Here is a 13,663-nt window from a genome sequence, read left to right as displayed (position 1 = left end):
GGCAAAATCTTGTATATTAGCGTTTCTATTTTTGCTCTTAATGCTTGATGCTGATCTGTTTTTTTAGGGATTGTTGAATGAATTTTACAGAATACTCCGCCATTCTCCGTGCGTTTGAAGACGGTGCTTTTACCTCTATTCACGATAACTACGACGACATTTGTCATGCACAGGACCAATTGATTGCCGAGCTAACGAGCAAAGGTGCGGTGATAAAAGGCTGGAAAGTTGTCGACGATTCGGGCGTGTTTATTATCTCTCCTATTTTTGATTTTCAGATTTTCGACAATCAAGGAACTCAATTACCGAAAAACGAATTATCCGGCATAGAAGTTGAAATTTGCTACCAATGCAGCGTGCCTATCTTGGCCAGCGACATAGCATACAGCGTGAAAAGCAGCGAACCGCTGGTGGCCATCGAAGTATTGCGCCCTAAAATTAACCACAACAGCTCCCCGTCTTGTGATTTTTATTATAACTACGGCATCCTAGTTTCTAGCCAACCTATCGCTGACGATTTTACTCTTAAAAGCGGTCACCAAAACCAAACTTACGACTATTCAACCAGTACGCCAGACTTCTTTGAACAGAAGAAAAAAGTGCTGTTGAAAGGCGTGCAAGAATGCGTTCGCCGAGGTTACGTTGACGACTTTTTTTTCATGACCGGCAGCTTAAACGGACTTATCGGAACCGATATTTGCTTAGGTAAAAATGACGTTGTTGGCGAACATGGTATGTTAATCAGCGTGGATGTTGTGTAACACCAGCTTCTTTTTTCACAGCCGTTTACCGAAAGCCGTTTACCTACAAGTAAGCGGTTTTTTTTCCACTAGTGAATTATTGATGTTACCGTTAAATTGTTGGAAGAGGTGCACAGGATGTGTTGAGTATTGTTGAAATACTACCCAAGGAGGGTATACTTTGATTTATAAAACGAAAGAGTTTTGTTCTTTAATTAAAAAAGATCGTTTGTCTGATATGGATCTCATCGAAGCATGTGATGAGATCCAGAGAGGATTAGTTGATGCTGACCTAGGTGGCGCTCTCTATAAAAAGAGAGTGGCAACAGAGAGCAAAGGTAAGAGTGGCGGCTATCGAACAATTATTGGCGCTGTCATTGGTGAAAAATACTTTTTCTTGTATGCCTTTGCTAAAAACAAACGCGCTAACATCACGAAAAAAGAGCAAATCGCGCTAAGGGAGCTAGCCCAAGTCTTTATTAGTTTTAGCCAGAGCGAACTAGAAAGCTTGATGGCTTCGAAAGAATTAATCAAAGTAGAAAATTGCCAAGAAGGAGATCGCCATGAGTGATATTTTAACGTCTGTTCATAAGACAGCCAAAGGCCTTAAGAAAGCAGGTGTGATTGATAAAACCACCATGCGTCGGTTTGATACCTTATGCTTAACCTCTATTCATGACTTCACGCCTGAACAAGTCAAAAAACTAAGGCTCGCCAACCATCTTTCCCAGCCTGTTTTCGCGCAATACCTCAACGTCAGCGATAAGCTCGTTAAAAAATGGGAGCAGGGCGAAAGTAAGCCTAGAGGTGCCGCATTGAAAATGCTTTCGTTGGTGGAGCGAAAAGGGATAGAAACGATAGCCTAGCTTTACTAATTCGAGGATGACTAACATGAAATTTGTATCTCACTATTTCATAAAAATGAGATACAAGATGGTTTGTCTCTCACTCGTGTACATCAAACTCGCTAGTCTCTCATTTTTTCAAGAAAATGAGGGACTACATGTTATGGGGTGGATCAATGTTTAATCGCTCATTAAATTTTGATGGAGTGGAAAAATCATGAATTTATATAAGTATCAAACGGTCAGCACTAGATCCCTTGAGGCATTGTTCAAGCATAGTTTGTATTTTGCTAAGTCGGATCAGTTGAATGATCCGACAGAAAATATGTTTCAACTTTTGGATGCTGATTATGTAGATCGTTATAGACCTGACATTTCAGGTTTAGGCGAGTTTGGTATTCTTGCAATGGCTAAGGGAGAAAGCACAGATGTTGAAGCATCGCCTTTTATGTGGGCTCATTACGGTAATCAATTAAAAGGATTTTTTTTGGTGTTTGATTTTGATTCATTTGTTCAAGGCATTCAAAGTCGACTCTTTTTACATGACGAGGTTGATTACAATAAGTATCGAAAGGTACTGTCAGGGGCTGATAATTTGATCAATGAAAGTTGGGGAATAGAGCAAGTAGCAGGTGTTGATAATACTTCTAGAAATACAAAACGTATATGCAAGTTTTGCTTTTTCCAAAAACCTAAAGAGTTTGTGAATGAAAGGGAATATCGTTTTTTATCAGAGACGTCCGGTCTCAAGCATTATCATATTGAGTCTCTTTCTAAAGTGATTATAGGTAAACGAATGGACCCAAGTGATAAGGCAGTATTGCTGAGTACTTTAGAAAGTTTAGGTCTTTCAGATAAAGTTGAATATGCTACAACCAAAAATAATAGCTTTAAAGTACATATTACAAAACGGGACCCGCAATAAAAGAACCGCTTCCATTCCTGCAAGCGGTTTTTGTTTTCTAAGCGTTAACTCAACAACTAAGCATCAATACGTTTGTATTTGATGCGCGTTGGTGTCGCGTCGTTTCCTGTGCGTTTTTTGTGGTCGATTTCGTATTCCGCGTAGTTACCTTCAAAGAAGACGGCTTTAGAATCGCCTTCGTACGCTAGGATGTGTGTCGCGATACGGTCAAGGAACCAACGGTCATGGGAAATAACAATCGCGGCACCTGGGAAGGCAAGTAACGCGTCTTCCAGTGCACGCAATGTCTCAACGTCAAGGTCGTTGGTCGGCTCATCCAGTAGCAATACGTTGCCACCTTCTTTAAGCAGTTTTGCAAGGTGCAAACGGTTACGTTCACCACCAGACAAATGCTTAACGAGCTTTTGTTGATCCGATCCTTTGAAGTTAAAGCGACCGATGTAAGCGCGAGACACAACTTTGTAGTTGTTCACCGTGATCATGTCTTGACCGTCTGCGATTTCTTCAAAGACGGTTTTGTCTCCATCCAGTTCACGCATTTGATCCACGTAAGCAAGCTGTACGGTTTCACCCAAAGTCACTGTGCCTGTATCAGGCTTTTCTGTGCCAGCGATCATTTTGAACAGAGTCGATTTACCCGCACCGTTACCGCCCACCACACCGACGATCGCGCCTTGCGGCACCACCATGTTGAAGTCTTCAAGCAGCATCTTGTGTTCGAAGCTTTTACTTACGCCTTCGATTTCGATGACTTTGCTACCAAGACGTGGCCCTGGTGGAATGTACAATTCGTTGGTTTCGTTACGATCTTGGAATTCTTGTGAATTCATTTCTTCGAATCGAGCCAAACGCGATTTAGATTTAGATTGACGACCTTTGGCGCCTTGACGAACCCATTCAAGCTCCGATTTGATGGCTTTTTGGTGGGACGCTTGTTGCTTCGCTTCGGTTTGTAGTCGAGCATCTTTCTGCTCTAACCAAGAAGAGTAGTTACCTTCGTATGGAATACCGTGACCACGGTCCAATTCCAAAATCCAGCCCGCGGCGTTGTCTAGGAAGTAACGGTCATGGGTAATTGCCACAACGGTGCCCGGATAATCTTTCAAGAAACGCTCTAACCAAGCCACGGATTCGGCGTCCAAATGGTTAGTCGGCTCGTCCAGAAGGATCATGTCTGGCTTGTTTAGCAATAGACGACAAAGTGCGACACGACGACGTTCACCACCAGAAAGATGCTCAACGCTGGCTTCCCAAGGTGGAAGGCGAAGAGCGTCAGCAGCGACTTCTAACGCGCGTTCTAGATTGTGACCTTCTTTCGATTCGATCAAGGCTTCAAGTTGACCTTGTTCTTTTGCCAGTGCATCAAAGTCGGCATCTGGTTCGGCGTATTCGGCGTAAACCGCGTCTAAGCGCGCCATCGCCGTGATAACTTCTTCGAAGGCTTCTTCAACAATGCCACGTACGTTTTTGGTTGGGTCAAGGTGAGGTTCTTGTTCCAAGTAGCCGATTTTAATACCCGGCATTGGGCGTGCTTCACCGTTATGTTCTGTATCAACGCCCGCCATAATGCGTAAAAGCGTCGATTTACCAGAACCGTTAAGACCCAAAACGCCGATCTTAGCGCCAGGGAAGAAGGAAAGAGAAATGTCTTTAAGAATTTCGCGTTTAGGTGGAACAACTTTCCCAACGCGATGCATGCTGTATACAAACTGAGCCATAAAAGAGTCAACTTATTGAATGATTGAAAATACACGTCATGGTTGCCAAATGAAGGTAGGCGAATCGATGACGAGCCAAACGAAACGAGTGCGCTAAGAATAGCACAGCTAAGGCTAATGAAGAATAATCAGAGCCGCACCTGTCACTACTAAAATCGCACCAAGCCAAGCGCCAAATGTTGGCCTTTGACTCGTGGTAATCCACAATCCCGGTAGGATAAGTACGGGAACCACCGCCGAAAGCGTGGTGACAATACCGACATTGGCGTTGCCAACGCCCCATACCAAAACGCTCATACCAATCACCATGCCAATCGTGGCGAGAGCGGTAATACCGATGAAGTCTTGCCGAGTGAGCTGCGAAAAAGCAATGGCGTGTTCGGGTTGTCTGTGTCGGTAAAACAATCCATAAGCCAACATAAGGGCAACCGCGCCAGTGGTAACTCGCAAAGCAGAAACAGCGATAGGGTCTGCACCATCCAATAATGCGGGCTTGCTGAGCAGTGCGCCGCTGGCTTGACCCAATGCGCCGCCGAGCGCCATCAAAATTCCGATGCTAAGCTTGCCTTTGGTTTGCTCCCAAGCATGAAGGCTGTGTCGTTTCCCAAACAATATGGCGATAACCACGCCGCTTAACACTAAGCCACAGGCGAAGAGTTGATTCAGCGAGAGGTGCTCATTGAGAAACAACCAGCCGAGTAAAATTGACATGGGCGCATTCGTGGCAAAAATGACCCCAGTGCGCCGTGGACCAAGACGATGAACGGCGGTAAACAACATGGTATCACCAAGAAAAATCCCCAGCACCCCCGACAGCATAATAAGGTCAGCATGCTGCCATAATGACGCGTTAAACCGCTGAGTGACCAAACAGATGAGTAGCAGAATAGCGCTGGCGATCATGATCCTCATGGTATTGAACCGCATAGTACCAAAACGCTGTATGAGCCCCGGTGCCATTAAGCTTGAGATGGTCCAGCAAAGCGCAGCAACCAAACCTGATAATTCTGCAAGTGGCATAAATTTCCTTATGACCTTATCCATTTTTTGATGAAACAAAAGGATGAAACGCTCGCTGTAGCTCAGTAGCTAAATGATGGCGAGATTGGTATGATTTGAGCCAGAAAATGACGGCCTATACTCAGGCATTTTTACATCAAATTAGCGATATTGGAAGCACTATGCGATGCCCTTTTTGTGGAACTCAAGATACTAAAGTAGTGGATTCTCGACTGGTTTCTGAAGGCGCACAAGTTCGCCGTCGCCGTACCTGTAACCATTGCCAAGAACGCTTCACTACGTTCGAAGTGGCCGAGTTACAAATGCCAAAATTGATCAAAAGCGACGGCAGTCGTGAACCCTTTGACGAAGACAAGTTGCGCAATGGCATTATTAAAGCCATTGAAAAACGCCCCGTCAGTATTGAAGCCGTCGAAACCGCGATCTCTCGTATTAAAGAGAAAATGCAAGCCACTGGTGAACGAGAACTGCCTTCTCGTTGGACGGGTGAAGCGGTAATGGAAGAATTACAGCGCCTTGATCAAGTCGCTTATGTTCGCTTTGCTTCTGTGTATCGAAGCTTTAAAGACATCAGTGAATTTCGCGAGGCGGTAGATCGCCTAGAAAGCCACAGCGCCGACGCCCTAGAATCTCCTAAAGAAGACAAAGTATGACAGTGAATAACCACGAACATTGGATGGAAAAAGCCATTCAGCTCGCGCGAAAAGGCCTTTATACCACGCACCCTAATCCACGTGTGGGCTGTGTGTTGGTTAAAGACGAGCAAATTATCGGACAAGGCTTTCACCTAAAAGCCGGAGAAGGCCACGCCGAAGTGAATGCACTGGCCGACGCGAAACAAGATGCCACCGGCGCAACCGCGTATGTGACATTAGAACCTTGTAGTCATCATGGCAAGACACCGCCTTGTGCGGATGCCTTGATCAAAGCGGGTGTCGCTCGCGTTGTTTACGGCATGCAAGATCCGAATCCAGACGTCTCTGGTCGTGGTTTAGCGAAAATCAAAAAAGCAGGAATCGACGTCATCGGGCCGGTGTTAGAAGCCGATTGCGAAGCGTTAAATCCTGGTTTTGTAAAACGCATGCGCGAAGGACTTCCCTTCATTCGAGTGAAGTTGGCGATGAGTTTAGATGGCCGTACGGCCATGGAATCTGGCGAAAGCCAATGGATTACGGGACCGGAAGCGCGCCTTGATGTACAACGATTACGCGCTCAAAGTGATGCGATTGTCACCGGTATTGGGTCTGTCCTAATGGACAACCCAAGCATGACGGTTCGTATCGACAGCGACGACCAAGACGCCGACGCAAAAACCGTTCGTCAACCTCTTCGTGTTGTGATGGACACCGCGCTGTCTATTCTTCCAGAAGCAAAAATTCTGTATCCAAGCAATCAAGCCTGTGTGTTTTGTGTTGAAGACGATCTAGAAAACGAGCATTTGGAAGCGTTGAAGAAAAAAGGCGTCACAGTTCGCTTTTCGCCGCGCGGCGAAGACGGACGTTTAGACTTATTAGACGCGATGGAGCAGCTCGCTGACGCTGGAATCAACGAAGTCTTGTTAGAAACGGGCTCGGAATTGGCAGGTGGTTTTTTACAAGCGGGTTTGGTCGATGAAATTGTGGTCTACATGGCACCGAAACTACTTGGCTCCAGCGCACGACCATTATTTCAACTACCATTAGAGACAATAGACGAAGCCGTCGAGCTAGAACTTAAATCGGTGAGCCAAATAGGGCAAGATTTACGCTTGGTTTATCAACCAAATTACCTAGATGACGATTTTGGCGACGACTTTGATGATGGCTTAGAAGAATAGACGAGACGTGAGTGATTGCTTTCTCAGCCTTTTTTAAGAAAATCACGGGAAACCGTGTTTTCTTAACGATATTTAGAGAACTTTGCCAAGAAACGTAGAATAAAAATTGCTATAATCGCCGGCCAAGATAAATAGTATATTTGTACCTTTGGCCATAATGACCGTAGGTGTTGTTTATTAGAACGCCTAATAGACAAAACAGGTACTTCCAAACAGACGAAAAACGTCAGCCCATAAGGCGGCGTAGTCTGGACAACTGAGGCGAAAAATGAGCGAAGTGGAAACAACAAACGACCAAACTCCAGCACCAAAACGCAAGGAAAAGAAGCCTTCGCGTTCGCAATTGCGCAGTGCTTCTCGTCGTTTGGCATTACAAGCGGTCTACCAATGGCAGATGAATCAATCTGCGGTTAGCGAGATTGAAACCCAGTTCGTGATGGATCAGGACATGGATTCTTGCGACAAAGTCTACTTCCGTGAAATTTTGCAAGGCGTTACTGCCAGCGCGAAAAAATTGGATAACTTGTTTGAAGAGTTATTAGATCGCCCATTGAGCGAACTAGACCCAATTGAATTGGCCATCATGCGCATCGGTTCATTCGAACTGTCACAACGTTTAGACGTGCCATACCGTGTAGCGATCAACGAAAGTGTTGAGTTAGCAAAAGGTTTTGGCGCAACGGAAAGTCATAAGTATGTTAACGGCATTCTAGACAAACTAGCGCAACGTGTTCGTCGCGAAGAAATCGCTGAACGTCGACTAGCTAATAAGTAATTGCAAACAATTATTTAAACGCTATTTTAAGCGTTCTTGAAAGATTACTAAGAGCCTCGTTATTACTGGTTAATAACGGGGCTTTTTTATGCCTCGATTTTGGTGGAACCGGTTGTTTTGGCGGTGATAATCAATATTATGGCGGTGTTAGTTGGTAATGCAGGGGAGAATAAGAATAGTGTCGTAACAGGTGATGCCACTTTAATGGATTAAGCCTAATAATAGGGCTGTTTGTGTAAACAGCGGAGGTAGGGAATGGTTCAGGTATTGTCAAAGGTTTGGGCTTTATTGCTCGGTATCGTGCTCATTATGTTGGGCAATGGTATGCATTCCACTCTGATCGGTTTACGGGGTGGAATTGAAGGTTTTTCTTCTGCTTCGCTGGCGATTATTACATCAGGCTATTACGTTGGTTTTTTATCTGGCGCCCGTTTTGCCCCATTATTGATTCGTCGAGTGGGCCATGTGCGTGTGTTTGCGGCACTGGGCAGTTTTATGTCGGCAGGCTTGATTACCTTTCCGTTGCTGACAGACCCTTGGGCCTGGACGTTTATACGGTTGTTGGTGGGTTTTTGTATGTCGGGCATTTATGTTGCGGCAGAAAGTTGGTTAAACGATTCGGCGACCAATGAGACCCGAGGCAAAGTGTTATCCACCTATATGATTGCCCAAACATTTGGCATCATCGGAGCGCAGGGCTTACTCACATTGGGTGATGCAGGAACGTCAGTGCTTTTCATCTGTGCTTCGATCCTTGTGTCGATTTCTTTTGCGCCCATTCTTCTCTCTGTGTCCTCTGTTCCAGCCGTTGAAGTGGCACGTCCAATGTCTCTGCGGTCTCTCTTTATGAACTCGCCACTCGGCACGGTGGGGATTTTCCTATTGGGTAGCGTTTATGCTACCCAATCAGGTATGGGGGCGGTTTTTGGTAGTCAGATTGGGCTGACGGCGAACAGCATCGCGCTGTTCATTGCGATGTTGTTCGCTGGTGCGCTTTTAATGCAATACCCTATTGGCTGGCTTTCTGACCGGATGGATCGACGTAAGCTGATTTTCGTGGCGTCTTGTGTCGGGGGCTTATCCTGTGTGTTTGGTTGGATGAGCCATGGTGCTTTTTGGCCTTTGATGGCGTCGGCCTTTTTTGCTGGCGGTGTAACAACGCCGCTTTACGCTTTGTTTTTGGCTTATACCAACGATTCTCTTTCTCCAAGTGATATGCCAGCCGCATCTGGAGGGCTTGTTTTCACGTTTGGTTTGGGTGCTATTGCGGGGCCCTTGTTGAGCGGTTGGTTTATGCAAATGTTCGGGCCTGACGCTTTTTGGGTTGTGGTGGGAGTAACGTTTCTAGGCATTGCAAGCTTTGCCTTATACAGCATGACTAAGCGAGATGAGGAGATAGCGGTTGAAGACACTGACAGCTACTTAGGCGTCTTACCTACCGCCTCACCTGTCGCCGTTGAAGCGGCGGGTGAATGGGCAGCCGATCATGCGGAAGCCGAGCGCGAAGCCAAAGCAGAGTTAGAAGTTGAAATGGAAGATCACTCAAACAAGCGTCCCTAGATCGGGTCATAGCGTGTGAAAAATAGCGTTTCAGTTTCTATAATGCTTTATCTTCATAACCACGACGATAATTCTTCTGCAGGTTGTGAATAGACAAAGGAAAAATGCTTCTAATCGCTCATATTCATGGCCGGATACTGCTTAAACCGCTATCATATGTAGCTATTAGGGTTGTTGTTACGCTGCCTTACCCAATATTTTTAGGATCATAATGAAAAAGAACTTTGTATTGTCTCACCCAAAAAAACCATACCAGCGCCTCATTGAAGAAGCGAAAAATGAAGTTAAGCAGTACATCAAAGCAGAGCGTAATAAAGCCTTGCCTGAAGGCGCGGATTTTTGGGGATTTAACTGCAAGTTTGGTCAAACGGCTGACAAGGCGAGAGCGATTCACGAAGGTGATATTAATACCAATATTAGCTCGGCGCAAAGCCAACATTGGAAAACTTTTTACGTTGAAGTCGTAGCAATACCAAAGACACGTGCTAAGCGTTCAGAAGAAGATTAAAGCGCCACTTTTAGCCAACAATCAAACACAAAAAAAGCAGATCAGCCGTCGAGCGATCTGTTTTTTTTGTGTCTGCGTTCTGTTGGAAATTCGAGCGTGCTTCATGCTAAGCAAGCTCGGATTTCAGTTATTATTTTTCGCCTTTCGCCAAATACTGCTCAAAAGAGAGTCGCATGTTGGTGCCTATGCTTTTAAATGGCTCGGGCGGTATCCAATTTGGGGATGAGCTACTCAGAATAAAGTTTAGATTGTTACTCTTGTTACCAACCATCATTTCCGCCATGTAGTAGCCAAGATAAGTGCCTTTTGCGATGCCAACACCATTCATTGCGGCGATGGCAAAAACGCCGGGGTAACACTCGTTGAAGACGGGTTCGTGATTTCGAGTCATGCAGAGCATTCCGCCCCAGCTGTGCTCAAAGGGAACTGCGCTCAGAAACGGAAAGCGTTTAAGGAACGAAGACCTGTGATGCTTTTTAGCGTTTTGGATGCGTTGCTGATTGCTGCTAAGTTCCGGTAAAACATCAAAAGAGTTGCGAATGAGTATTCGGTTATCTGGTGTGAATCTAACCGTTGACCCTGCTGGGTGTGCTGACGTGACTCCCCATGGACTAACATTTTTAAAATGTGCTAATTCTTTGCCTGCTAATGGGCGTGTTAAACTAGCGTAAGTGTAAATAGGAGCTAATTTACTTTTGCATCCCTGAAATTCCTCTGTAAAAGAATTGGTCGCCAAAACAATCTTATTCGCCTGCAATACCTTTTGACCAAAAAACACTTTTTTAGTATTCCAGTCAAAGCCTGTGATTTTTGAGTTCTCAAAAACCACTACGTTATCGGGCAGGTTCTTAGAAATAGAATGGGCAAGGGCAGCTGGATTTACAAGCACATTGCCCTGAGTGAAAATGGCCTTTTTATAATAATTGGTTCCCAGTTTATTTTTTAGTTCGGAGCCTTCCATCACAAAATAAGACATATTGATATTATCAAGCATTGCGGCAAAGCCGTCTAAATTTTTGATATGTTTTTCTTCATGTGCTGCTAGGTATTTACCAACCTGATGCCAATAAACGTTATCGCCCTGTGATTTACGAATATGATCTAACCTAGAAATCGCAAACATATTTAGATTTTTTACTTGGATATCCGCGATGGCGTCCGCATTAGTGGCATCGAGATTATGAGGTATGTCAATAATGAACCCTGCATTGCGCCCAGAGGTGCCTTGCCCAACCATTAGGGCATCAACCAGAGCAATACTCGACTGAGGCTCTAATTCGGCCAATCTTCCCGCCGCTGATAAACCGGTGAATCCCGCCCCAACGACAATATAATCAAATGTCCTATTTTCTGTTACCTGAACAACAGGATGCGTTCTTTGAATTGGCATGGTTTCATACCATCCTAAAGAGCCATCTATGGTAGGAAATCGTTTTATTTTTTTCATTTAGTTGCTCCGGTCAGGTCATTGTTCGAAGCAATGTTAGGGAGAGATAAAGATTTAAACAAACGACTTATTAGAATTGAGCCATTCCAAAAAGGAATTCATGATGAATGGGTCAATGTGAAGCTATGTTGGAATGTATGAAAAAGCTCATGTCATTCCTTCATTCGAAATGTCCTTAGAGATATCAGCCAAGAGCCAGTCACGGAATGTCTGAGCGGCTTCGGATAGTGCTTTTGATTGTCGATAAACTAAATAATCAGCCATGTTAGGTGCATAGAAGTGATCACTTACGCGTTTCAATTCGTGTCGTTCAAGCATCTGTTCTGTCATAAACTCCCATCCAAGGCCTATTCCCATCCCCAGTCTAACTGCTTCAAGTCCAAGGGTGACCTGATTAAATGTCTGAACATTTAAGGGGATCTCATAGTCAATTCCACAGCTCGCAAACCAATCAATCCACGTAGGCCAACGCCATGCAGACGGGTCAAGATGAATTAGTTTTTTACTGAGCAAATCATCAGGTGTTAAAAGCGAATCAACAGGGTAATCAACATGACACACGGGGTAAATTCTTTCGCGAAACAGCAGGTGGCTATTGAAATCAGATCGCCATACTCCTGTTCCGTTAAGCACGCCAAGATCAAATTGAGAGCACGTGTCTTCCCTTATGTCGTTTGAAGCATAAATATTGATGGCAATATCTGGGTGCCCAAGGTTAAAGCGCGTAATACGCGGAAATAGCCAGTAATGTGAAACCGCCTGAGTACAAGTGATGGTCACCGTGTTGGTATTGGCATGGCGCCTAATTCGTTCGACGCTTTCAGCCATCTGGCGTAGGGCACTTTTTGCCTCGTCATAAAACTCACAACCTGCATCGGTAAGAGTAAGTTGTCTTGGTTCTCGGATAAACAAATCAAACTCGAGCCACTCTTCCAGTGTTTTTATTTTTTTACTAACCGCACTTTGCGTAACACACAACTCTTCTGCCGCTTTGGTAAAACTCTCCAATCGAGCCGCGGATTCAAAGAAGGCTAGGGAACTCATAAACGGAAGATAGTTGCGCATAGTCGGCCTCATCATGCAAAACGGTTGATTATTCTCATGATAAAGTAATTTAACGAATGCTTACATTACATATTCCAATATGGAATGATTTTAGTCGTTGTTAAGGCAGGCGTTGGTAATATTGGCGCCGTCGATGATTCAGTAAAACGTCGACGTCCTGCCTATGAATGCGCAATCCGCCACTGAACGATCTGCACTGTTTCGTTTCTGACATATCTCTTGCAATACGGTATCCTCTTGTCAGTATTTTTGGCGGTGAATATATCCTGCGAAGACAATAAAAGGGCAGAGTGTTGAAAGAATTCGAGTTGATACAAAACATCTTTCAAGCGTCGGTGATGGCGAGCACGCAAGGGCGTAGTGACCTTATGCTAGGCATCGGCGACGATTGCGCTCAGATCCAAGTGCCACAAGGGCAAAGCTTAGTATTCTCGATGGATACCTTGGTCGAAGGGCGACACTTTCCGTTCGACGCAGACCCAGTCGATATTGGTTATCGTGCGGTGGCAACGTGCGTCAGTGATTTGGCCGCGATGGGGGCGAAACCGGCGTTCTTTACCCTAGGTCTGACCATACCAGAATCTGATCCGCAATGGTTGGCTGGTTTAGCGCAAGGTATGGCGGAGTTGGCGGAACCGATTGGTTTGGCGCTGGTGGGTGGTGATACAACAAAAGGCCCATTGACGATTACCCTGCAAGTCCATGGTTATGTGGAACCAGATTTGGCCGTAAAGCGCAGCGCAGCAAAAGTCGGGGATGATATTTATGTTACGGGGCTACTTGGCGACGCCGCTGCTGCCGTGCCGATTGTCACGGGCGAGCTTCAAGTGTCGAGCGAGCGCTTTGATTATTTTTATGACCGTTATTGGCGGCCTAAACCAAGGTTGATTGTGGGCATGGCGCTTAAGCGCGTCGTGCATGCCATGATGGACATTTCCGATGGCCTTGCTCAAGATATCCAGCATATACTCAAAGCCTCCGGTGTTGGCGCGACGATCGATGCGGCTTGCTTGCCAATGTCCGCCGAGTTAAAGCAATGGCAGCCAGAGTCTGCGCACATATTGGCGTTAACGGGCGGCGATGATTATGAGCTGTGTTTTACCGCTCCAAAAGAACAAGCGACCGAAATTGCACTGATTACTCAAACGCTGAGTTTGCCTTGTACTAAAGTCGGTGAGATTGCCGAAAGTGGTTTTGTGATTCAAAACTATGATGGTGAAATAACGGGCTGGCAACACTTCTAA

At 45.3% G+C, this 13,663-nt stretch carries 14 protein-coding genes; 10 read left to right on the top strand and 4 right to left on the bottom strand.

The features are described 5' to 3' along the window. Positions 1–77 precede the first annotated feature (77 nt). The 4 genes from M3I01_RS15535 to M3I01_RS15520 all read left to right on the top strand — a co-directional run bounded on the left by M3I01_RS15535 (position 78) and on the right by M3I01_RS15520 (position 2,510). Entirely contained in the window at positions 78–761 is a 684-nt protein-coding gene (locus M3I01_RS15535) for a hypothetical protein (RefSeq protein WP_255896827.1), read from the top strand. A gap of 160 nt (positions 762–921) precedes the next feature. Beyond that, positions 922–1,311, top strand: coding sequence for a type II toxin-antitoxin system RelE/ParE family toxin (locus M3I01_RS15530; protein WP_255896825.1), 390 nt, complete (start codon positions 922–924; stop codon positions 1,309–1,311). After that, the gene (locus M3I01_RS15525; protein WP_255896824.1) at positions 1,304–1,606 is read left to right on the top strand and encodes a helix-turn-helix domain-containing protein; all 303 of its coding nucleotides are present in this window, start codon (positions 1,304–1,306) and stop codon (positions 1,604–1,606) included. The genes M3I01_RS15530 and M3I01_RS15525 overlap by 8 nt, the downstream gene beginning before the upstream one ends. Before the next feature lie 196 nt (positions 1,607–1,802). Continuing rightward, positions 1,803–2,510 (top strand): DUF2971 domain-containing protein, encoded by a 708-nt coding sequence (locus M3I01_RS15520; RefSeq protein ID WP_255896823.1) that lies wholly within the window; start codon positions 1,803–1,805, stop codon positions 2,508–2,510. A 56-nt stretch (positions 2,511–2,566) separates the two neighbouring features. On the opposite strand, the gene ettA is transcribed toward M3I01_RS15520, so the two are convergent. Further along, on the bottom strand, positions 2,567–4,228 hold the full coding sequence (gene ettA / locus M3I01_RS15515; RefSeq protein ID WP_275565176.1) for an energy-dependent translational throttle protein EttA: 1,662 nt from the start codon (positions 4,226–4,228) through the stop codon (positions 2,567–2,569). 114 nt (positions 4,229–4,342) lie between these two features. Further along, the gene (locus M3I01_RS15510) at positions 4,343–5,248 is read right to left on the bottom strand and encodes a DMT family transporter (protein WP_255896822.1); all 906 of its coding nucleotides are present in this window, start codon (positions 5,246–5,248) and stop codon (positions 4,343–4,345) included. 161 nt (positions 5,249–5,409) lie between these two features. On the opposite strand from M3I01_RS15510, the gene nrdR reads away from it, so the two are divergent. The 5 genes from nrdR to M3I01_RS15485 all read left to right on the top strand — a co-directional run bounded on the left by nrdR (position 5,410) and on the right by M3I01_RS15485 (position 9,907). Then, a complete protein-coding gene (gene nrdR / locus M3I01_RS15505; protein ID WP_255897209.1) occupies positions 5,410–5,901 on the top strand; it encodes a transcriptional regulator NrdR in 492 nt (163 codons plus the stop codon). After that, positions 5,898–7,064 (top strand): bifunctional diaminohydroxyphosphoribosylaminopyrimidine deaminase/5-amino-6-(5-phosphoribosylamino)uracil reductase RibD, encoded by a 1,167-nt coding sequence (gene ribD / locus M3I01_RS15500; protein ID WP_255896821.1) that lies wholly within the window; start codon positions 5,898–5,900, stop codon positions 7,062–7,064. The genes nrdR and ribD overlap by 4 nt, the downstream gene beginning before the upstream one ends. 268 nt (positions 7,065–7,332) lie before the next feature. Continuing rightward, positions 7,333–7,839 (top strand): transcription antitermination factor NusB, encoded by a 507-nt coding sequence (nusB, locus tag M3I01_RS15495; protein WP_255896820.1) that lies wholly within the window; start codon positions 7,333–7,335, stop codon positions 7,837–7,839. A 255-nt stretch (positions 7,840–8,094) separates the two neighbouring features. Next, entirely contained in the window at positions 8,095–9,399 is a 1,305-nt protein-coding gene (locus M3I01_RS15490; protein ID WP_255896819.1) for an MFS transporter, read from the top strand. Between the two features lie 211 nt (positions 9,400–9,610). Further along, the gene (locus tag M3I01_RS15485; protein ID WP_255896818.1) at positions 9,611–9,907 is read left to right on the top strand and encodes a DUF6172 family protein; all 297 of its coding nucleotides are present in this window, start codon (positions 9,611–9,613) and stop codon (positions 9,905–9,907) included. 130 nt (positions 9,908–10,037) lie between these two features. Here the strand turns inward: M3I01_RS15485 and M3I01_RS15480 are convergent, their stop codons facing one another. Together M3I01_RS15480 and M3I01_RS15475 are read right to left on the bottom strand one after the other, a co-directional pair. Beyond that, positions 10,038–11,354: an NAD(P)/FAD-dependent oxidoreductase gene (locus tag M3I01_RS15480; RefSeq protein WP_255896817.1), complete on the bottom strand. Its 1,317-nt coding sequence runs from the start codon at positions 11,352–11,354 to the stop codon at positions 10,038–10,040. Positions 11,355–11,501: 147 nt separating this feature from the next. Continuing rightward, positions 11,502–12,419, bottom strand: a complete 918-nt coding sequence (locus M3I01_RS15475) for a LysR substrate-binding domain-containing protein (RefSeq protein WP_255896816.1) — start codon at positions 12,417–12,419, stop codon at positions 11,502–11,504. Positions 12,420–12,727: 308 nt separating this feature from the next. On the opposite strand from M3I01_RS15475, the gene thiL reads away from it, so the two are divergent. Beyond that, positions 12,728–13,663: a thiamine-phosphate kinase gene (thiL, locus tag M3I01_RS15470; protein ID WP_255896813.1), complete on the top strand. Its 936-nt coding sequence runs from the start codon at positions 12,728–12,730 to the stop codon at positions 13,661–13,663.

Source organism: Marinomonas maritima, assembly GCF_024435075.2.
GTDB classification, from domain to species: domain Bacteria; phylum Pseudomonadota; class Gammaproteobacteria; order Pseudomonadales; family Marinomonadaceae; genus Marinomonas; species Marinomonas maritima.
This window is presented reverse-complemented; position numbering and strand designations above follow the sequence as displayed.

Coding starts and splice junctions, on each gene's coding strand:
- M3I01_RS15535 (WP_255896827.1), top strand. CDS start 78: ATGAATTTTACAGAATACTCCGCCATTCTCCGTGCGTTTGAAGACGGT.
- M3I01_RS15525 (WP_255896824.1), top strand. CDS start 1,304: ATGAGTGATATTTTAACGTCTGTTCATAAGACAGCCAAAGGCCTTAAG.
- M3I01_RS15520 (WP_255896823.1), top strand. CDS start 1,803: ATGAATTTATATAAGTATCAAACGGTCAGCACTAGATCCCTTGAGGCA.
- ettA (WP_275565176.1), bottom strand. CDS start 4,228: ATGGCTCAGTTTGTATACAGCATGCATCGCGTTGGGAAAGTTGTTCCA.
- M3I01_RS15510 (WP_255896822.1), bottom strand. CDS start 5,248: ATGCCACTTGCAGAATTATCAGGTTTGGTTGCTGCGCTTTGCTGGACC.
- nrdR (WP_255897209.1), top strand. CDS start 5,410: ATGCGATGCCCTTTTTGTGGAACTCAAGATACTAAAGTAGTGGATTCT.
- ribD (WP_255896821.1), top strand. CDS start 5,898: ATGACAGTGAATAACCACGAACATTGGATGGAAAAAGCCATTCAGCTC.
- nusB (WP_255896820.1), top strand. CDS start 7,333: ATGAGCGAAGTGGAAACAACAAACGACCAAACTCCAGCACCAAAACGC.
- M3I01_RS15490 (WP_255896819.1), top strand. CDS start 8,095: ATGGTTCAGGTATTGTCAAAGGTTTGGGCTTTATTGCTCGGTATCGTG.
- M3I01_RS15485 (WP_255896818.1), top strand. CDS start 9,611: ATGAAAAAGAACTTTGTATTGTCTCACCCAAAAAAACCATACCAGCGC.
- M3I01_RS15480 (WP_255896817.1), bottom strand. CDS start 11,354: ATGAAAAAAATAAAACGATTTCCTACCATAGATGGCTCTTTAGGATGG.
- M3I01_RS15475 (WP_255896816.1), bottom strand. CDS start 12,419: ATGCGCAACTATCTTCCGTTTATGAGTTCCCTAGCCTTCTTTGAATCC.